The 19,500-nt window shown below is 65.0% G+C and carries 21 protein-coding genes; 15 read left to right on the forward strand and 6 right to left on the reverse strand.

The features are described from left to right. Window positions 1-3 precede the first annotated feature (3 nt). Together E7681_RS09785 and speB are read left to right on the forward strand one after the other, a co-directional pair. Window positions 4-849, forward strand: coding sequence for a C40 family peptidase (locus tag E7681_RS09785; RefSeq protein ID WP_136339105.1), 846 nt, complete (start codon window positions 4-6; stop codon window positions 847-849). After that, window positions 846-1,793 carry an agmatinase gene (gene speB, locus E7681_RS09790; protein ID WP_136339106.1) on the forward strand — a complete coding sequence of 316 codons (948 nt, stop codon included), beginning with the start codon at window positions 846-848 and terminating at the stop codon, window positions 1,791-1,793. The genes E7681_RS09785 and speB overlap by 4 nt, the downstream gene beginning before the upstream one ends. Before the next feature lie 18 nt (window positions 1,794-1,811). Here speB and E7681_RS09795 read toward each other — a convergent pair whose 3' ends face one another. From E7681_RS09795 to paaZ, 4 genes are all read right to left on the reverse strand, one after another. Further along, entirely contained in the window at window positions 1,812-2,738 is a 927-nt protein-coding gene (locus E7681_RS09795; protein ID WP_136339107.1) for a 3-hydroxyacyl-CoA dehydrogenase NAD-binding domain-containing protein, read from the reverse strand. 2 nt (window positions 2,739-2,740) lie between these two features. Continuing rightward, on the reverse strand, window positions 2,741-3,085 hold the full coding sequence (locus E7681_RS09800) for a DUF2794 domain-containing protein (RefSeq protein WP_136339108.1): 345 nt from the start codon (window positions 3,083-3,085) through the stop codon (window positions 2,741-2,743). Between the two features lie 48 nt (window positions 3,086-3,133). After that, on the reverse strand, window positions 3,134-3,928 hold the full coding sequence (locus tag E7681_RS09805; RefSeq protein ID WP_136339109.1) for a PaaX family transcriptional regulator C-terminal domain-containing protein: 795 nt from the start codon (window positions 3,926-3,928) through the stop codon (window positions 3,134-3,136). Window positions 3,929-4,023: 95 nt separating this feature from the next. Continuing rightward, complete coding sequence (gene paaZ / locus E7681_RS09810; protein WP_136339110.1) at window positions 4,024-6,051, reverse strand: phenylacetic acid degradation bifunctional protein PaaZ; 2,028 nt, start codon at window positions 6,049-6,051, stop codon at window positions 4,024-4,026. Window positions 6,052-6,167: 116 nt separating this feature from the next. On the opposite strand from paaZ, the gene paaI reads away from it, so the two are divergent. The 6 genes from paaI to E7681_RS09840 all read left to right on the forward strand — a co-directional run bounded on the left by paaI (window position 6,168) and on the right by E7681_RS09840 (window position 11,443). Beyond that, window positions 6,168-6,602 (forward strand): hydroxyphenylacetyl-CoA thioesterase PaaI, encoded by a 435-nt coding sequence (gene paaI, locus E7681_RS09815; RefSeq protein ID WP_136339111.1) that lies wholly within the window; start codon window positions 6,168-6,170, stop codon window positions 6,600-6,602. After that, window positions 6,599-7,792 (forward strand): 3-oxoadipyl-CoA thiolase, encoded by a 1,194-nt coding sequence (gene pcaF, locus E7681_RS09820; RefSeq protein WP_136339112.1) that lies wholly within the window; start codon window positions 6,599-6,601, stop codon window positions 7,790-7,792. The genes paaI and pcaF overlap by 4 nt, the downstream gene beginning before the upstream one ends. A gap of 41 nt (window positions 7,793-7,833) precedes the next feature. Continuing rightward, complete coding sequence (paaK, locus tag E7681_RS09825) at window positions 7,834-9,144, forward strand: phenylacetate--CoA ligase PaaK (protein WP_136339113.1); 1,311 nt, start codon at window positions 7,834-7,836, stop codon at window positions 9,142-9,144. After that, a complete protein-coding gene (locus tag E7681_RS09830) occupies window positions 9,144-9,719 on the forward strand; it encodes a TetR/AcrR family transcriptional regulator (RefSeq protein ID WP_136339114.1) in 576 nt (191 codons plus the stop codon). The genes paaK and E7681_RS09830 overlap by 1 nt, the downstream gene beginning before the upstream one ends. 93 nt (window positions 9,720-9,812) lie before the next feature. After that, window positions 9,813-10,247 (forward strand): c-type cytochrome, encoded by a 435-nt coding sequence (locus E7681_RS09835; RefSeq protein ID WP_136339115.1) that lies wholly within the window; start codon window positions 9,813-9,815, stop codon window positions 10,245-10,247. A gap of 68 nt (window positions 10,248-10,315) precedes the next feature. Then, window positions 10,316-11,443, forward strand: coding sequence for an S-(hydroxymethyl)glutathione dehydrogenase/class III alcohol dehydrogenase (locus E7681_RS09840; RefSeq protein WP_136339116.1), 1,128 nt, complete (start codon window positions 10,316-10,318; stop codon window positions 11,441-11,443). Here E7681_RS09840 and E7681_RS09845 read toward each other — a convergent pair. Next, window positions 11,440-12,060: a TetR/AcrR family transcriptional regulator gene (locus E7681_RS09845; protein ID WP_136339117.1), complete on the reverse strand. Its 621-nt coding sequence runs from the start codon at window positions 12,058-12,060 to the stop codon at window positions 11,440-11,442. The genes E7681_RS09840 and E7681_RS09845 overlap by 4 nt on opposite strands. A 126-nt stretch (window positions 12,061-12,186) precedes the next feature. Here E7681_RS09845 and mbfA point away from each other — a divergent pair, with 126 nt between their 5' ends. The 7 genes from mbfA to E7681_RS09880 all read left to right on the forward strand — a co-directional run bounded on the left by mbfA (window position 12,187) and on the right by E7681_RS09880 (window position 18,175). Then, window positions 12,187-13,161 carry an iron exporter MbfA gene (gene mbfA, locus E7681_RS09850; protein ID WP_136339118.1) on the forward strand — a complete coding sequence of 325 codons (975 nt, stop codon included), beginning with the start codon at window positions 12,187-12,189 and terminating at the stop codon, window positions 13,159-13,161. A 305-nt stretch (window positions 13,162-13,466) separates the two neighbouring features. Continuing rightward, window positions 13,467-14,396 carry an AEC family transporter gene (locus E7681_RS09855; RefSeq protein WP_136339119.1) on the forward strand — a complete coding sequence of 310 codons (930 nt, stop codon included), beginning with the start codon at window positions 13,467-13,469 and terminating at the stop codon, window positions 14,394-14,396. A 57-nt stretch (window positions 14,397-14,453) separates the two neighbouring features. After that, window positions 14,454-15,284, forward strand: a complete 831-nt coding sequence (gene fghA / locus E7681_RS09860; protein ID WP_136339120.1) for an S-formylglutathione hydrolase — start codon at window positions 14,454-14,456, stop codon at window positions 15,282-15,284. Continuing rightward, window positions 15,281-15,730: a YaiI/YqxD family protein gene (locus tag E7681_RS09865; protein WP_136339121.1), complete on the forward strand. Its 450-nt coding sequence runs from the start codon at window positions 15,281-15,283 to the stop codon at window positions 15,728-15,730. The genes fghA and E7681_RS09865 overlap by 4 nt, the downstream gene beginning before the upstream one ends. Further along, window positions 15,727-16,344 carry an HAD family hydrolase gene (locus E7681_RS09870; protein ID WP_342777055.1) on the forward strand — a complete coding sequence of 206 codons (618 nt, stop codon included), beginning with the start codon at window positions 15,727-15,729 and terminating at the stop codon, window positions 16,342-16,344. The genes E7681_RS09865 and E7681_RS09870 overlap by 4 nt, the downstream gene beginning before the upstream one ends. Continuing rightward, window positions 16,341-17,255: an ornithine cyclodeaminase family protein gene (locus tag E7681_RS09875; RefSeq protein WP_136339123.1), complete on the forward strand. Its 915-nt coding sequence runs from the start codon at window positions 16,341-16,343 to the stop codon at window positions 17,253-17,255. Before E7681_RS09870 ends, E7681_RS09875 begins: the two co-directional genes overlap by 4 nt. Next, window positions 17,240-18,175 carry an alpha/beta fold hydrolase gene (locus E7681_RS09880; RefSeq protein ID WP_136339124.1) on the forward strand — a complete coding sequence of 312 codons (936 nt, stop codon included), beginning with the start codon at window positions 17,240-17,242 and terminating at the stop codon, window positions 18,173-18,175. Before E7681_RS09875 ends, E7681_RS09880 begins: the two co-directional genes overlap by 16 nt. On the opposite strand, the gene E7681_RS09885 is transcribed toward E7681_RS09880, so the two are convergent. Next, window positions 18,157-19,392: an MFS transporter gene (locus E7681_RS09885; RefSeq protein WP_136339125.1), complete on the reverse strand. Its 1,236-nt coding sequence runs from the start codon at window positions 19,390-19,392 to the stop codon at window positions 18,157-18,159. The genes E7681_RS09880 and E7681_RS09885 overlap by 19 nt on opposite strands. Window positions 19,393-19,500: the final 108 nt, after the last annotated feature.

A 19,500-nucleotide genomic window follows, 5' to 3' on the forward strand; every position in this document is an offset into this window, starting at 1 on the left:
CCGATGGACCGCCGCCTGATCCCCGCCAACGCCCGCGTCGCCGCCGCCTTTCTGCGCGGCAAGGTCGAGGCACCGCGCTACGTCTCGGGGACCGAAAAGATGGTCGCGGTGCCGCTGGCCGACCTGCTGTCCGCCCCACATGGTCGCCGCGAACGGCAATTGCTGCTGGGCGAACGCGTCGCCATGTACGAAGAACGCGCGGGCTGGGCCTTTGTTCAGGCGGAGAAAGACGGCTATGTCGGCTACCTGCGCTTTGACCAGCTAGAGGAGCGCCGCCCCGCGACCCATTGGGTGATCGCGCGCGCCTCGCATCTGTACACCGAGCCGGATTTCAAAAGCCACGAGCGGATGTGCCTGTCGATGGGCTCTCAGTTTCGGGTGATCGGGGAAACCGCGCGCTTCTATGAAACGCCGCTGGGCTACATCCCCAAACCGCACCTGGCCGAGCTGTCAAAACTGGCCCGCGACCCTGTCGAAGTGGCCGAGCGTTATCTGGGCGTACCGTACCTGTGGGGCGGAAACTCGATCTGGGGGATTGATTGCTCGGGTCTGGTGCAGGCGGCCTGCTATGGCTGCGGCATTCCCTGCCCGGGCGACAGTGACATGCAACAGGCCAACGCGGGCCGCGTTCTGGCCGAGGATGTCCCGCTACGCCGGGGCGATCTGCTGTTCTGGAAAGGGCACGTCGCGCTGGTCGCCGGCAAGAACAAGCTGCTGCACGCCAACGCCCACCACATGGCCGTTGCGTGCGAGGATTTGGACGTCGCCCTCGCCCGGATCGAGGCGCAGGGGAGCGGCCCCGTCGTGGCTCGCCGCCGGTTGCCGACCGTGAAGAAAGACACAAGATGAACGACCCGTTCTTCCATCCCGTCTCGGGGTTCGAGTTGCCGCGCTTTGCCGGGGTGCCCACGTTCATGCGCCTGCCGCTGGTGCAGCCCGGCCATGACCGCTTTGGTGATGTCGATGTCGGCCTTATCGGTGTGCCGTGGGACAGCGGCACCACCAACCGCCCCGGTCCGCGTCATGGGCCGCGACAGATGCGCGATGCCTCGACCATGATCCGCGCTCAGCACCTGCTGTCCGGCGTGCGCCCGTTCGAAGCGATGAATTGCGCGGATCTGGGCGATGTCGGCCCCAATCCTGCCGACATACGGGACAGTATGGATCGGATCACCGCGTTCTACCGACAGGTCGTGGGGGCCGGTATCCGGCCGCTGACTGCGGGCGGCGATCACCTGACCACGCTGCCCGTTTTGCGCGCCGTTGCTGCGGACGGGCCGCTTGGGTTGATCCACTTCGACAGCCACACCGACCTCTACCACTCCTATTTCAACGGGCAGATGTACACCCACGGCACCCCCTTCCGCCGCGCCGTCGAAGAGGGGCTGCTGGACCCGCGCCGCATGGTGCAGATCGGCATTCGCGGCACGCAATACGATGGCGAAGATCTGGACTTCGCCAAGGCCGAGGGCATCCGCGTCATCACCATTGACGAGTTTCACGCCCGCGGCCCCGAGGACGTGATGACCGAGGCGCGAGAAATCGTTGGCGCCGCGCCCACCTATGTGTCTTACGACATCGACTTCGTGGACCCGGCCTTTGCCCCCGGCACCGGCACGCCTGAGGTTGGCGGGCCGAACTCGTACCAGGCGTTGCAAGTGGTGCGCGGGCTGAAAGGCGTGCAGATCGTGGGCGCGGATGTGGTCGAGGTGTCGCCGCCTTTCGATCAAAGCGGCGCCACGGCCTATCTGGCGGTGTCGATCATGTTCGAGATGCTCTGCGTCATGGCCTGACCACGGCCCCGGATGCGATCAAAACGGCAGGCCCTGCTTCAGCTTGGCCAGCGCCACCAACGCCCGATCGCGCGAGGTTTCCAGATCGTCCGGGTCGATTCCGGCGATCTCGGACTCCAGCCCTTGGACCAGTTGCGCGACCAGTTCGGGCGTCAGTTTCGGCTCGCCCAGGTCTTTCCACCGCGCCTCTTGCGTCGGGCCCAGATGGTCCAGGTAATGGCGATAGCCGCCGGGTCCGCCACCCAGGTGATAGATCAGGTGCGGCCCCATCAGCGCCCACCGCATCCCCGGACCATACGCTATCGCACGGTCCACGTCGGCGACGCTGGCGATCCCCTCTGCCACGATATTCACCGCCTCGCGATACAGGGCCGAGGTCAACCGGTTCGCCAGATGGCCGGGCCGTTCCTTTTGCACGCGGATGGTGACGCGGTCCAGCGATTGGTAGAACGCCTCGGCCCGGATCAGCGCGTCGGTGTCGGTCTTTTGGCCGGCGACCAGCTCGACCAACGGCACCAGGTGCGGCGGGTTCATCGGATGCGCCACAAGGATGCGGCCGGGATGGCGGGCCTGCGCCTGAATGTCCGACGCCATCAGCGAGGACGTGGACGAGGCGATCAGCACGTCGGGCGCAAGTGTGGTCTCGGCCAACGCGACGATCTGCTGTTTCGGCCCGATCCGGTCCGGCCCGCATTCCTGCACGAACTCGGCCCCCGCGCAGGCAGTGGCGATGTCCTGCGTGAAGGACAGCCTCTCTAGCGGTGCCACGTCGGGCAAATCCGGAGTCAGCTGCGCAAGATGCGGCCATGCCTTGCGGATGAAATCGCGCACGTAGTCCGGCGCGGCGGGGTTCGGGTCGGCCACATGTGCCGAGTGTCCATGCGCCAGGAACAGCGCGGCCCAGCTGGCCCCGATCAGGCCGCCGCCAAGAATTGCAATCTGCATGATCAGTCCACCGGTCGGATGAGTTTACGCTCCAGCACCCGCAGCACGGTTGGCAGGTCGTGGCCGCGTTTCAGCACCTGCCCGTCGGTGCCGAACACCACGTACATGCCCTGACGCGCGCGCAACTTGGGGTGCTTTTCAATGCGGTAAAGCGGGTTTTCCGCAGTGCGCCGGAACACGGCGAACACCGCATGATCGCGCAGGTGCGAGATGCCGTAATCCCGCCATTCCCCGGCGGCGACCATGCGGCCATAAAGACCAAGGATCGCGCCCAACTCATGCCGGTCAAAGGCCACTTGCTCGGGCACTCCGGGGCGGGGAAAGGGGGTGGGAGTTTGCACGTTCATGGGTACAGAGTTGCGCCAAACGGGCCGCAAATCAAGACAATGCGCGGATCAGAGGAAACGTCGCGCGAAAAGTGGGTGCGCCTTGGGCATCGGTGCGATGTCCTGAATGGGCGTGTCCAGCCATTCCTCGGCGGCCGAGGTCAGGGCCTCGTAGGCGGCAGCGACGGCGGTGCGGGGGTCTTGGCGCGACAGGTCGGGGGGCAACAGTTCGACCGGCGGCTCGGGGTGGCGCAGCACGATCCGGCGCCAGCGGTGGATCAGCAGGGTCCGCGCGGCGGCAGCATCCAGACCGCTGAGCCGCAGCGGGCGCAGCGTTTCGAGATCGGTATAAAGCGCGGTCAGTGCGGCATGGTGGGTCGGGGTCAGCAGGGCGGCACGTAGCTGCGGCGCAAGCTCGGTCAGCGATCCGGTCACGGCGCAATCGGGCGGTGTCGGCGCGGGCTGATCGGCGGGGCGCAGAACGATGCCGGGGGCGACGGGCAGGCCGGGTTGCCCGGGGCCGACAGCCAGAGTCCAGCGCGTCACCGGGTCTTGTCGGGGGGCTGCGTAGATGCGGCTGGTCGCGTCGGTGAACCGCGCCTGGCCTTGCGGGGTCAGTTGGTAATAGCTGTTGCGCCCCTCGCGTTCCGAGGTCAGCCAGCCATCGCGCCCCAGCCGCGACAGGGCGGTGCGGATGGCACCGGGTTCGACCCCAAGACGGCCCAGCAGCGCCTGCAAACGGACGTTCGAGATGCGCCCGCCGCGATATTGCACGCTGTCCCCGAAAACGGTGATGACCAGCGACCAGACGCGCAGGCGTCCTTCGGCATGCAGGGCAGAGATGAGTGGGGCAAGCGGGTCCATAACCCCTTGTTACACGGGGTTTTGCTCCTGCGAAAGGGGGTGCCGAAGGCGCTGTTGCACGCCTCCGGCGGGAGTATTTGGCTCAGAAAGAAGCCTTAGCGGTCGTAGGAGACCATCGTCAGCAGTTCGTATTCCGCGACCTGGTCGCCGTCCTGGTTGGTCAGGGTGACGTTCCAGGCGACCTCGCCATAGGTGTCGGTGCGCTTGGTCTTGCGTTTGCAGGTCAGGCGGACCTTGATGCTGTCGCCGGCGCTGACAGGTTTCTGGAACGACAGGCCGTTGAGGCCGGTATTGGCCAGAACCGGGCCTTCGTTGGGTTCCACGAACAGACCAGCGGCAAAGCTGAGCAGCAGGTAGCCATGCGCGACGCGGCCCGGGAAGAACGGGTTCCGCTTGGCGGCGTCTTCGTCCATGTGGGCGTAGAAGGTGTCACCGGTGAAATGGGCGAAATGCTCGATATCGTCCATGGTGATCGTGCGCGGATCGGTGTGGATGGTCTCGCCGATCTCGATCTCGGTGAAGGTGCGCTGGAACGGGTGGGTCGGGTTGGATTTCTCCGGAGCGCCTTTGATCCATTGGCCGGTGATGGCGCTGATGATTTCCGGGGTGCCCTGGATCGCGGTGCGCTGCATGTAGTGCATGACGCCGCGCACACCGCCCAGTTCCTCGCCGCCGCCAGCGCGGCCGGGGCCGCCGTGGATCATGTGGGGCATCGGTGCGCCGTGGCCCGTGGCCTCGCGCCCAGTGTCGCGGTTGTTGATGTAGAGGCGGCCATGCCAAGCGGCGCTGGACAGGGTGATCTCGCGCGCGACTTGCGGGTCATGGGTGAAGACCGAGGCGACCAGCGAGCCTTCGCCGCGGTTGGCCAGCTCGGCGGCGTGGGCGGTGTCGCGGTAAGGCAGGATGGTTGAGACGGGGCCGAAGGCTTCGACCTCGTGGATGATCTTGGCGGCGTCCGGGTCATCGCACTGGAACAGGGTCGGCGGGATAAACGCAGCCTCGGGCGAGGCATCGACAGGCTGGAACCCGTCCAGCGAACCGCAGATCATGCGCGCCTCGGTGCCGATCTGAGCGGCCTTGGCCAGAACGTCGGATTTCTGGCTAAGCGAGGCCAGCGCGCCCATGCGGACGCCATCGGCATCGGGGTGGCCAACGGTGATCTGGCCCAGGCGATCCGCCAGCGCGGCAGCGACGGTATCGGCCAGGTGCGCGGGCACCAGCAGGCGGCGCATCGCGGTGCATTTCTGGCCCGCTTTGGTGGTGATCTCGGTCACTGCCTCTTTCAGGAACAGCGCGAATTCGGGGCTGTCAACATCCGCATCCGGGCCGAGGATCGAGGCGTTCAGGCTGTCCTGTTCCGACATGAACCGGGTCGAGTTGCGGATCAGCGCGGGGGTGTTGCGCAGCATCATCGCGGTGTCGGCCGAGCCGGTGAAGCTGACCACATCTTGCGGGCCCATCTTGTCCAGCAGATCACCGGTGCGACCGATGATCAGCTGCACCGCGCCCTCGGGCAGCAGGCCCGATTCGATGATCATGCGGAAGCACGCCTCGGTCAGATAGCAGGTCTGAGTCGCCGGTTTCACGATTGCGGGAACACCGGCCAGCAGGGTGGGGGCCAGTTTCTCCAACATGCCCCAGACCGGGAAGTTGAACGCGTTGATGTGAACGGCGACGCCCTGCAGCGGGGTTGCAATATGTTGCCCAAGGAAGGCGCCCGAGCGGCCCAGTTGTTCGACCTCACCATCCACGTAGACATGCGAATCAGGTAGGCCGCTGCGTCCCTTCGAGGCATAGACGAACAGCGTGCCGATGCCGCCCTCGATGTCCACGCCACCGTCACGGCGGGTGGCGCCGGTCAGGCCGTTGATCGCGTAAAGCTCTTCCTTGCGGCTGTCGATGTACAGCGCCAGCTTCTTCAGAATTTTCGCGCGATCATGGAAGGTTAGCGCGCGCAGGGCGGGGCCGCCGACCTGCCGGGCATGGGCCAGCATGGCGTCCGTATCCAGCGCGGAACCGCCTGCCAGCGCGATCTGCGTGGCGCTGACGGGGCCAATCACGGACGTGGCGGCGGCACCGGGCGCGATCCATGCGCCAGCGATAAAGCTTTCGGGTTTCAGCATCGGGTCTCTCCTCCGGGTTTGCCGCACTATGGAGCAAAATAATTCCTGTTTCAACACTATTGACCGACCGGTCGGTTTTGTGCAAGCTTTGATTGGCGACAGGGAGGAAGGGCCGGATGACACCACAGGAAATAGCCGAACGCAGTGCTGCTGCGATGTGGTCCAAGGACGTGGCCGCGCATGCCGCCGGCATGGAACTGACACGCATCGCGCCGGGTCAGGCGACCATGACGATGCCGGTGCGCGACGACATGCTGAACGGGCATTCGATCTGCCACGGCGGGTACATCTTTACCTTGGCCGACACCGCATTTGCCTATGCCTGCAACAGCCATAACGCGCTGGTTGTGGCGCAGGAAAACACCATCACCTTTCTGGCCCCCGGCAAGCACGGCGAGTTGTTGACCGCCGTCGCCGACGAGATCTCGCTGACCGGGCGATCAGGCGTCTACGACGTGCTGGTCACCGGCGAGGACGGGCGCAAGGTCGCCCTGTTCCGCGGCCTCTCGCGCCAGATCAAGGGCCAGCATTTCGAGGAGACCGATCAATGACCGAAGCCTACCTGTGCGAGGGGCTGCGCACCCCGATTGGCCGTTACGGCGGGGCTTTGGCCTCGGTGCGGCCGGATGACATGCTGGCGCATGTGATGCGCGAACTGGTCGCCCCGTTCGAGGGGCTGAAGGTCGACGAAGTCATCATGGGCAACGCCAACGGCGCGGGCGAAGACAACCGCAACGTCGCCCGCATGTCCGCCCTGCTGGCCGGTCTGGGCGAGGGCGTGCCGGGTGTCACGCTGAACCGTCTGTGCGGCTCGGGCCTGGATGCGGTCGGTACCGCCGCGCGCGCCATCAAGTGCGGCGAGGCGGACGTCATGATCGCTGGCGGGGTCGAGTCGATGTCCCGCGCGCCGTTCGTCATGGGCAAGGCCGACAGCGCCTTTTCCCGCAAGGCCGAAATCTACGACACCACCATCGGCTGGCGCTTCGTCAACAAGCTGATTCACAAGCAATACGGCACCCATTCCATGCCCGAAACGGCGGAAAACGTGGCCGAGGATTTCAACATCTCGCGCGCCGATCAGGACGCCTTTGCCCTGCGCTCGCAGACCAAGGCGATTGCGGCGATTGCCTCGGGCCGTCTGGCGCGGGAAATCACCCCGGTCAGCATCCCGCAGCGCAAGGGCGACGCGGTGATCGTGGACACCGACGAACACCCCCGCGCCACCACGCTGGAGCAGTTGGCCAAACTCTCGACCCCCTTCCGCGAGGGTGGTTCGATCACCGCTGGCAACGCCTCGGGCGTGAATGACGGTGCGGCTGCGCTGATCATCGCCAGCAAGGCAGCGGTTGAAAAATACGGCCTGACGCCCAAGGCGCGGATCGTCTCGATGGCCACCGTCGGTGTGCCGCCGCGCATCATGGGCATCGGCCCGGCCCCGGCGACGCAGGCCCTGCTGGATCGCCACGGGCTGAAGATCAGCGACGTCGATTTCATCGAGCTGAACGAGGCCTTTGCCGCGCAGGGTCTGGCCTCGATGCGGCAGCTGGGTCTGCCCGATGACGCCGATCATGTGAACCCGAATGGCGGCGCGATTGCGCTGGGTCACCCGCTGGGCATGTCCGGCGCGCGACTGGCGCTGACCGCCTCGATCAACCTGATGGATGCAGGCGCCAAACGCGCGATCTGCACGATGTGTATCGGTGTGGGCCAAGGCATCGCCCTGATGCTGGAATCCGTCTGACCGAATAAACCATACGGCACCGTTTAGTGGAGGAACGTGTCATGAAAGATCTTTCGCCCAAGCCCGGCGACCTGGACCCTATTGAAACCGCATCGCGTGACGAAATCGCGTCGCTGCAGTTGCAACGCATGAAGTGGTCGCTGCGGCACGCCTACGATAACGTCCCGTTCTACCGTCAGAAATTCGACGCGGCGGGCGTGCATCCAGACGACCTGAAATCCCTGTCTGATCTGGCGAAGTTCCCCTTCACCGTCAAACAGGACCTGCGCGACAACTACCCGTTCGGCCTGTTTGCCGTGCCGCGCGAACAGATCGCGCGCCTGCATGCGTCCTCGGGGACGACCGGCCAACCGACCGTGGTGGGCTACACCAAGAACGACCTGTCCATGTGGGCCGACGTGGTCGCGCGCTGCCTGCGCGCCTCGGGTCTGCGGGCGGGCGACGTGCTGCACAACGCCTATGGCTATGGCCTGTTCACTGGCGGTCTGGGCATCCACGGCGGCGCCGAGCGTGCCGGTCTGACCGTGGTCCCGGTCTCGGGCGGCATGACCCAGCGCCAGGTGCGCCTGATCGAGGATTTCGGCGCCGACGGCATCACCGTGACCCCCTCCTACGCGCTGTCCATTCTGGACGAATATGCCAAGCAGGGCCTGGACCCGCGCAAATCGCCGCTCAAGGTCGGCATCTTCGGCGCGGAACCTTGGACCAACGCCATGCGCCGCGAGATCGAAGACGCCTTCGACATGCACGCCGTCGATATCTACGGCCTGTCCGAAGTCATCGGCCCCGGCGTCGCGAATGAGTGCGTCGAAACCAAGGATGGCCTGCACATCTGGGAGGACCACTTCTACCCCGAGGTGATCGACCCCAACACCGGCGAAGTGCTGCCCGACGGCGAGCTGGGCGAGCTGGTCTTTACCTCGCTCACCAAAGAGGGCTTCCCGATCATCCGTTACCGCACCCGCGACCTGACCCGCCTGCTGCCGGGCACCGCGCGCTCGATGCGCCGGATGGAAAAGATCACGGGCCGTTCGGACGACATGATCATCCTGCGCGGCGTCAACGTCTTCCCGACCCAGATCGAGGAACAGCTGATGGAAATTCCGGCCCTGGCGCCGCATTTCCAGATCGAACTCAGCCGCCCCGACCGCATGGACATCATGACCGTGCATGTCGAACTGGCCGAGGGGATGTCGCTGGACGTGACCGAGCGCGCGGCGCGCGATCTGGCCGGCAAGGTCAAGTCGAACGTCGGCATCAGCGTCAAGGTGAACGTCGCTGGCTCTGGTAAAGTGGCCCGTTCCGAGGGTAAGGCGGTTCGCATCATCGACAACCGTCCTAAGGAACGCTGATGGCGAGGGGTCTGGCCAGAGATCACGACGAGAAACGCGCAAGCCTGCGCAAGGGGGCGGCGGCCTATTTCGCCGCCCACGGGTTCGACCGCGCCAGCATGACCGGCGCGGCGAAATCCTGTGGCGTGTCAAAGGCGCTGATCTACCACTACTGGTCCTCGAAAGAGGATCTGCTGTTCGACATCCTCGACGATCATCTGGGCCAGCTGCTGGATCAGGTTCAGGCGTCCGAGGGCGAGGGGATCGGCCAGCTGATCCGCGCCATCCTGACGGCCTACGAAGACGCCGACGCCGAGCATAAGCTCCAGATCGACGCGTTGGGCGTGTTGCCCAAGGACAAGCAGGCCCCGCTGGTCGCCACCCAGCGCGAACTGGTCGAGATCATGAGCACCGCCGTTCTGCAGGTTCAGCCCAAACTGGCGAACGATGCCGAGCGTCTGCGCGGCGCCACCATGACGGTGTTCGCCATCCTGAACTGGTTCTACATGTGGCACCGCCCCGGCAAGGGGATGGACCGCGCGACCTATGCCGTGTTGGCGACGGATTTCGTGGTGGGCGGCTTGCGCGCGCTATAAAAACGCACCGCGAGGCGAAAAATCGCCTCGCCTTGGTTTTCATTCCCGTCCAACGGGCTAGGCTGTCCCCCTGTACAAATCACAGGAGGCCGCATGAAAATCCGATATCTGACCTTCGTGGCCCTGATTGCCGCCAGCGCCGCGCTGGCTCATGGCGGGGTCAAGGATCCGCAGGTCAAGGCGCGCATGGACCTGATGGGCTCGGTCAAGAACAACATGGCCGTGCTGGGCGACACCGCAAAGGGCGCGCTGGCCTTTGATCCCGACGCGGTCGAACAGGCCAAGGCCGCGCTGATCGAAAACGCCGCCGCCATCCCGGCGGCCTTCAAATCCCCTGCCACCGATCCGAAATCCGAGGCCCTGCCCGCGATCTGGCAGAATTGGGACGATTTCACCGCCAAGGCCGCAGACATGGGCCGGGCGGTCGCATCCGTGAATGTGGACTCGCTGGAAAGCGTCCAAACCGGGATGCGAACCATTGGGCAGACATGTGGCGCTTGCCATAAGCTCTACCGCATGGACAACTAGGCGCGCGGGCGATGCCATTGCATACGCAAGCGTATGGTTAGAACGAGTAAACGCATCGGAGGGAATATATGCGTACCAAGGCAGCCGTGGCCCTGAAGGCCGGCGAACCCCTGCAGATCATGGAAGTCAACCTGGACGGCCCCAAAAAGGGCGAAGTCCTGGTCGAGATCAAGGCCACCGGCATCTGCCACACGGATGAATTCACCCGTTCCGGCGCGGACCCCGAAGGGCTGTTCCCCTGCATTCTGGGCCACGAAGGCGCAGGCGTGGTGATCGAGGTCGGCGAGGGCGTCACCACCCTGAAGCCCGGCGATCACGTCATCCCGCTTTACACGCCCGAGTGCCGCGAATGCCCGTCCTGCCTGTCGGGCAAGACCAACCTGTGCACCGCGATCCGCAACACCCAAGGTCAGGGCCTGATGCCCGACGGCACCACCCGGTTCAGCATGCTGGATGGCACGCCGATCTATCACTACATGGGCTGCTCGACCTTCGCCAACCACACCGTGATGCCCGAAATCGCGCTGGCCAAGGTGCGCGAGGACGCCCCCTTCGACAAGATCTGCTACATCGGCTGCGGCGTCACCACCGGCATCGGCGCGGTGATCAATACGGCAGGGGTCGAGATCGGCTCAAAGGCCGCTGTCTTCGGTCTGGGCGGCATCGGTCTGAACGTGATCCAGGGCCTGCGCATGGCCGGGGCCGACATGATCATCGGTGTGGACCTGAACGACGACAAGGCCGAGATGGCCAAGAAGTTCGGCATGACCCATTTCGTGAACCCGTCCAAGGTGGACAACACCGTTCAGGCCATCGTTGACCTGACCAAGACCGAGAAGGACCAGATCGGCGGCGTCGATTACTCCTTTGACGCCACCGGCAACGTCAAGGTCATGCGCGACGCGCTGGAATGCTCGCACCGCGGTTGGGGTGTCAGCGTCATCATCGGCGTCGCCCCCGCGGGCGCCGAGATCAGCACCCGTCCGTTCCAGCTGGTCACCGGCCGGGTCTGGAAAGGCACCGCGTTCGGCGGCGCCAAGGGCCGCACCGACGTGCCGAAATTCGTGGATTGGTACATGAACGGCAAGATCGAGATCGACCCGATGATCACCCACACCCTCAGTCTGGAGCAGATCAACGACGGCTTCGACCTGATGCACGAGGGTAAGTCGATCCGCGCCGTCGTGGTCTACTAAGCCCCGTACCGCGCCATGAACGTATCGACCGCGCCCATCACGACGCGGTCGATTTCCACGGGGGTAAAGCTGTTGCGGATACCAAAGACCATCTTCACGAACAGATCGGCCTTGCACAGCTCCATGAACTGATCGGCGGCCAACTCGATATCCTCGATCGCCACCTCGCCGCGCTGCGCGGCCTCTTTCAGGTAATCCATGATGTGCCGCCTGCCCGTCGCCGGGCCGGATTCGTAGAACTTGCGCCCCAACTCGGGAAAGCGTTCGCTTTCGGCCACGCAGACCCGGAACATCTGCTGCGAAAAGTCCGAGGTCAGAATCTGCACCATCCGCCGCGCGCCGAACTCCAGCACCTGCCGCACCGGCGCGTGCCGATCCACCAGGTCCATCGACTCGTTTGCCTGCCTGTTGCACTCGGTCTGCGCGACCTCCATGAACAGCAGCCGCTTGTCCGGGAAATAGCTGTACAGCGTCGCCTTGGACACGCCCGCCGCCCGCGCGATGTCGTCCACGCTGGCGCCTTCGAACCCATCCCGCATAAAGATTTCACGCGCCCCTTCAAGAACTTGCTCGAATTTGCGTCCGGTACGAATGATCGGCTTTTCGGCTTGGTCCATGCCTGCGTCCTTGGGTGCGATTGCAAAACTATAAACTGTCCGGTTTAGTTTCAGCAAGGTGCCAGAGGGGGCTTGTCGCCGCCCAAAAGGCCAATATGATTAGAATTATTCCAAAAAGGGTTCGCCATGCGTTTCTTCAGCCAACGCCGCCGCTTTCGCGACCTGTCCGAGCAAGAGGTCCTGGCGCTTGCCATCTCGTCCGAGGAGGACGACGCCCGCATCTACCGCAGCTACGGCCAGATGCTGCACGCCGAATTTCCCGACACCGCCAAGATCTTCGAAGGCATGGCCGAAGAAGAAGACGGCCATCGCGCCCGCCTGATCGAGCTGCACCGCCGCCGCTTTGGCGAGGTCATCCCCCTGATCCGCCGCGAACACGTCGCCGGCTACTACGCGCGTCGCCCCGTATGGCTGGTCGAGAACCTGGGCCTGGAACGCATCCGCGCCGAGGCCGAGGCGATGGAACGCGACGCCGAGCATTTCTACCTGGCCGCCGCAAAGCGCACCCAGGATGCCGACACGCGCAAACTGCTGGGCGACCTGGCCGCCGCCGAAGCGGGCCACCAGTACACCGCCGGTAAGCTGGAAAAGAAACACCTGGATGACGACGCCCGCGACACCGAAAACCGCGCCGCGCACCGCCAATTCGTGCTGACCTGGGTGCAGCCGGGCCTGGCCGGGCTGATGGACGGCTCGGTCTCGACCCTGGCCCCGATCTTCGCCGCCGCCTTCGCTACGCAAAACACTTGGGAGACATTCCTCGTCGGCCTCGCCGCCTCCATCGGCGCGGGCATCTCGATGGGCTTCACCGAAGCCGCCTCGGACGACGGCGAACTCTCCGGCCGTGGCTCGCCGGTGAAACGCGGCGTGGCGTCGGGCGTTATGACCGCAGTCGGCGGCCTGGGCCACGCGTTGCCCTACCTGATCCCGGATTTCTGGACGGCCACCATCACCGCCTTCGTCGTGGTGTTCTTCGAGCTGTGGGCCATCGCCTGGATCCAGAACAAATACATGGATACCCCGTTCTTCCGCGCGGCCTTTCAGGTGGTTCTAGGCGGCGCCCTTGTCTTCGCGGCGGGCGTGCTGATCGGCTCGGGTTAAGGGGGCGCTGCCCCCGCCGCCCTACGGGCGACTCCCCCGGGATATTTGGAAAAAGAAGAAGACAAGGCGACCCCCTGCGCATCACATCGGACGGCAGGGGGCTTCTCCTTTTACGGTCATCGGCGTCCCCGCCTGTACCGCCCGTCCGGTATGGCGGGGTTTGGTTAACATTCCGTTGCTTCTTCTTTTAGAAAATATCCTCGGGGGGTGAGGCCGCAGGCCGAGGGGGGCAGACAGCCCCCCTTTCCTCCCTCTCAGTCTGCCAAAACGATTGACGAAGAACACCATCCTGCTACGCATGCCCAATGATCGAGATTTTCTTCAAAACGCTTCCTTTCTTTGCGCTGATTGGGCTGGGCTATGGCGCCGGGCGAACCCGGTTCTTTACAGACGAGGCGACGGGTTGGCTGACGAAGTTTGTCTTCTACTTCGCGCTATCCGCCATGCTGTTCCGGTTCTCTGCCAACCTGACCCTGGCCGAGGTCTTCGATCTGCCGTTTGTTCTGGCCTACCTGGCGGGCACCGGCGCGATCTATTTGGTGGCGACTGCCGTGGCCCTGCTGCGCAAACGCGGGATCGAAGAGGCCGCCGTCGAGGCGCAATGCGCCGTGATCGGCAATGTCGGTTTCCTCGGCGTGCCGATGCTGGTGCTGCTGATGGGTGAGGCGGCGATCGGGCCTGTCATGCTGGTGCTGGCGGTTGATCTGATCGTGTTCGGCAGCCTGATCGTGATCCTGATCACCGGGGCGCGCGACGGGCGGGTGTCGCCTGCGATCCTGCGCACCGTCGGGATGGGCCTTTTGAAGAACCCGATGATCGTGTCGATTACCCTTGGCCTGACCTGGTCGGCGCTGCGCATTCCGATCCCCACTCCTCTGAACGAGTTCGTCAGCATCCTAGGTGCCGCCGCCACGCCCGGCGCTCTGTTTGCGATCGGGGCGTCGCTGGCCTCCAAATCGGCCGAGCGGCTGGCGGTGGCCGGATGGCTGTCCTTTGGCAAGCTGGTGCTCCATCCCGCTGCCGTCGCCTTTGCCGCGCTGGTACTGTTCGAGGTCGAGCCCTACGCCGCCTCGGTCATGATCGCTGCGGCGGCTTTGCCGGTCGCGGGCAACGTCTACATCCTGGCGCGGCATTACGGGGTGGCGCCGCATCGCGTCTCTGCCTCGATCCTGATCTCCACCGCGCTGAGCATTTTCACGGTTTCCGCCGTGATCGCATGGGTTCAGCTGCCGTGATCCTTGCCCATGCGCGCCCCCTGCGCTAGCCATTGGGCAAAGCTGCAGGAGAGTGCGATGGAAACGATTTCGGAAAACCGCTGCTACGGGGGCACTCAGGGCGTCTACCGCCATCCCTCGCACAGCACGAATTGCAGCATGACGTTCGGGCTGTTCATGCCCGAAGAGGCGCAGCACGCCCCGGTGCCCGTCCTGTGGTATCTGTCGGGCCTGACCTGCACCCATGAAAACGCGATGGTCAAGGCGGGCGCGCAGGCCTGGGCGGCCGAGCAGGGCATCGCGCTGGTCTTTCCCGACACCTCTCCGCGCGGGGCAGATGTGGCCGACGATCCGGGCTACGATCTGGGCAAGGGCGCTGGGTTCTACGTCAACGCCACGCAAGACCCCTGGGCGCCGCATTACCAAATGTGGGACTACGTGGCCGAGGAGCTGCCCCGCATCATCACCGCCAATTTCAACGTCGATGAGGACCGCCAGTCGATCACCGGCCATTCCATGGGCGGCCACGGCGCGCTGACGCTGGCGATGGGCCTGCCGGGGCGGTTCCGCTCGGTCTCGGCCTTTGCGCCGATCTGCCACCCGACTGCCGGGGAATGGGGCCGCAAGCAACTGCTGGCCTATCTCGGCCCGGACGAGGATATGTGGACACCCCACGACGCCACCCTGATGATGCAGGCCGAAGGGCTGGACATCCCGCTGCTGGTGGACACCGGCTCGAACGACCAGTTCCTTGATCACCTGATGCCCGAGGCGCTGGCCAACGCCGTCATGGCCCGCCGCATCCCCGCGCAGTTGCGCCTGCAAAAGGGCTACGATCACAGCTACTTCTTCGTCTCTACCTTCATGGAGGATCACGTCGCCTTCCACGCCGAGGCGCTGTATTCGTGACCACCCTCTACGTCGATGCCGATGCCTGCCCCGTCAAGGACGAGGCCGAGCGCGTGGCCACCCGTCACCGCGTCCCGGTGAAACTGGTCTGCAACGGCGGCCTGCGCCTGTCGCAAAACCCGCTGGTCGAGGTGGTCATCGTTCCCGAAGGGCCGGACGTGGCCGACATGTGGATCGCCGACCGCGCCGGGCCTGGGGATGTGGTGATCACCGGCGATATCCCTCTGGCCGCGAAATGCGTGGCGGCTGGTGCCCAGGTGCTGAAACATGATGGCGAGGCGCTGACCCAGGTCAATATCGGCAACGCCCTTGCGATGCGCGACCTGATGCAAGACCTGCGCGCCGCCGATCCGTTCCGGCAGGGCGGCGGCAAGGGATTCTCGAAATCCGACCGCTCGCGCTTTCTGGACGCGCTGGAGCGTGTGCTGCGAAAGGCCAAATCATGATCGACGCCGTGGTGTGGGATATCGGCCGCGTTCTGATTGAATACGATCCCGTACGGTTCTTTACCGGCGCCGTTGGCCCAGACCGCACCAAGGCCCTGTTCGACACCGTCGATCTTGAGTCCTACAACCTGCGCTCGGACGCTGGCGAACCCCTGCGCGACACCATGGCCGAGGCTGCTGCCGACCACCCCGATTTCGCCAATGAAATCGGTATGTTCTGGGATCACTGGATCGACATGGCCAGCCCCGAAATCCCCGGCTCGGTCCGCCTGTTGGTCACGCTGAAACAACGCGGTATCCCGGTACTGGCCCTGTCCAATTTCGGCCGCGAAACCTTTGACATCGCCTGCGCCCGCTACCCGTTCCTGACCACCTTCGACCGCGCCTATATCTCGGCGCATCTGGGCCAGATCAAACCCAACCCCGATTTCTACGAGACGTTGGAGCGTGACAGCGGTTATGCTCCGTCCCGTCTGCTCTTTACCGACGACAAGCCCGAGAACATCGCCACCGCCGCCGCGCGCGGCTGGCAGACCCACCTGTTCCAAGGCCCCGACGGCTGGGCCGATTGCCTGCTGGCCCACGGCCTGCTGAACCACGAGGATATCCAATGACCATCCCCATGATCCCCTTTGACGAAGGCGAGAAACTGCTCGACTGGATGGGCTTCATCGCCGCACTTGAGGCCGGGCATAAGCTGCCGAAGGCCGAGATCGCGGACACCTTCCTTTACCGTGGCAAGGACACCCTGCTGAACCGCGCCGCGTGGATCGACGGAATGGGCCTGGCCGTGAAATCTGCCACCGTGTTTCCGGGAAACCCGGCGCGCGGGCTGGGCGTGGTCAACGGCGGCGTGTCGCTCTACTCCGACACGGACGGGATGCTCGAGGCGCTGGTCGATTTCCACCTGGTGACCAAGTGGAAAACCGCCGGCGACAGCCTGCTGGCCGCCACCAAGCTTGCCCGTCCCGACAGCCGCAACATCCTGATCGTCGGTGCCGGCACCGTGGGCCGCTCGCTGCGGCAGGCTTATGGCGCGGCCTTCCCGGATGCCACTTTTACCATCTGGAACCGTACGGTGGCGAATGCTCGGGCGATGGCCGACGAATTCCCCGGAATGCAGGTCGCCACCGATCTGGAAACCGCCGTCCGCGCCGCTGACATCGTGACCTCTGCCACCATGTCCACCCAGCCCAACATCAAGGGCGACTGGCTGCGCCCCGGCCAGCACCTCGACCTGATCGGCGCCTACCGCCCCGACATGCGCGAGGCTGACGACACCGCCCTGCAACGCGCCCGCGTGTTCGTGGACAGCTTCGACACTACCATCGGCCATATCGGCGAGATCGAGATCCCCCTGCAAACCGGCGCGATCACTCGCGACCACCTGATCGCCGATTACTATGACATCGCCAAATTCCAGCGCAGCAGCGATGACGAGATCACCCTGTTCAAGAACGGCGGCGGCGCGCATCTGGACCTGATGACCAGCCGCTACATCCTCGATCAATGGCGGGCGCGGTGATCTGGCCGGTCGCCGCCCTTGCTGCGATCGCGGCAGCGCCCTTCCTGCGCGAGGCGGCCAAGCCGCGCATCTCCAACGCCCGCACCGACGCGCCCGGAGAGTTCGTTCAGCTGTCGCGCGGCATCACCCATTACCACTGGCGCGGGCGGCGCGATGGCCCCGTCGCGGTCTGCGTTCACGGGCTGACGACCCCCTCGCGGGTGTGGGACGCGATTGCCGATGACCTGATCGCGCAGGGCTTCCGGGTGCTGGTCTATGACCTTTACGGGCGCGGTTATTCCGACCGGCCTTACGGGCGACAGGACAGCGCGTTCTTCCTCGATCAACTCGAGGAACTGCTGGCCCACCTGAACCTGCACGACGACATTACGCTGCTGGGCTACTCGATGGGTGGGGCGATCGCGACCCGCTTTGCCGCTCGCCATGCCCGAATGCTGCGCCAGTTGATCCTGTTCGCCCCCGTCGGCATGGGACACCAGCTGGGCCGTGCGCAAAAGCTGGCCGATCTGCCCGTGCTGGGGGATTGGCTGATGCGGGTGCTGTTCGCACGCTCGCAGCAACAGGCCGTCGCGGCCGAGGCCACCCTGCCGACCTTCATCCCCGGCATGGGCGCCTACCAGCTGTCGCAGCCGAAAACCTCGGGCTATGTGCCGGCGGTCCTGTCTTCGTTGCGCGGCATCATCGCCGAGCCGCGCCGCGACGACCACCTGAAGCTGGCGCGCTCGGGCCTGCCGATGCTGGCGCTGTGGGGGGCAGAGGACCGCACCATCCCCATCGCCGCCCGCGACGTCGCCGCAGGCTGGAACCCTGCCTTGCAGCACCACACCGTGGCCGGGGCCGGGCATGGGCTGGTCTACACCCACACCCCCGACCTGACGGCGGCGATGCGGGCCTTCATGGCTCAGGCGGGAACGGCCTGACGCTTTTCACGGATGGGCAGGTTGATCAGCGCCGAGAACGCGCCAACCCCCACGCCGACCCACCACACCGCGGTGTAATCGCCGTAAATGTCGTACATCCGGCCCCCCAGCCAGACGCCCAGAAAGCTGCCCAGCTGATGGCTGAAGAACACGATGCCGTACAGCGTGCCCATGTAGCGCAGACCGTAGATATGCGCGACCAGCCCGCTGGTCAGTGGCACCGTCGCCAGCCACAGCGCGCCCATGCTGATCGAGAACAGGATCACCGTCGCCGGCGTCATCGGCACCAGAATGAACGCCGCAGCCACCATGGTGCGCAACGCGTAAATCCCGGCCAGCAGGTACTTTTTCTGGTACCGGTTGCCCAGCCACCCGGCCAGCAGCGTGCCGCCGATATTGGCCAGACCGATCAGCGAAATCGCTGCCGCCCCAAGCGCCGAGGTGCTGCTGATCCCCAGCGCGGCCAGGATGCTGCCGTCGCCGATGGGGCCGCACATCTCGGTCACGAAGGCGGGGAAGTGGGCGGTCACAAAGGCCAGCTGGTAGCCGCAGGAAAAGAAGCCCAAAAAGATGAACGTATAGCTGGGGTCGCGGAACGCACGGCGCAGGATCGTGCCCATGCTTTCCTCCAGCTCGGCCTTGCTGGCGGTGACCGGGCTGCGCATCATCGGCAGCAGCGCCAGCATCACGATCAGCGCGGCGGCGAAGACCAGGAACACCTCTTGCCAGGGCATCATGCTCAGCATCCACTCGGCCACCGGGGCGCCGAACACTTGGCCCGCCGAACCCGCCGCCGTTGCAATCGCCAGCGACATCGAACGGTTGGCATCCGAGGCCGCCCGTCCGACCACCGCCAGGATCACCCCGAACCCGGTGCCCGCAACGCCGAAACCGACAAGGATTTCATACAGTTGGTGCGCCTCAGGCGTCACCGCAAAGGACGACAGCACCAATCCGGCGGCATAGAACAACGCGCCCACGACGATAGCCTTGCGATCCCCGACCTTCTCGGCCAGCGCGCCGAACAGCGGCTGCCCGATCCCCCAGGCCAGGTTCTGAATGGCAATCGCCAGCGAAAACTCGGCCCGCGGCCAGTTGAACTCGGTCGCGATCGGGATCTGGAACACGCCGAAACTGGCCCGCACGGAAAAGCCGACCAGGATGATCAGACAGCCAATGACCAGCACGGGATTGAAAAGGGGGGCTTTGGCCTGCATGTCGGCTCTCCTGTTGCGCCGGGCATTCGTAAGACAATTACGGGCAGCGTCAATTCAGGATTTGTGCACTGCAGCATCACTTTTCGTGACAACGCCCGCATCCCACGG

Origin of the sequence: Thalassobius vesicularis (genome assembly GCF_004799325.1) — a bacterium.
In the GTDB taxonomy this organism is placed as follows: Bacteria; Pseudomonadota; Alphaproteobacteria; order Rhodobacterales; family Rhodobacteraceae; genus Thalassobius; species Thalassobius vesicularis.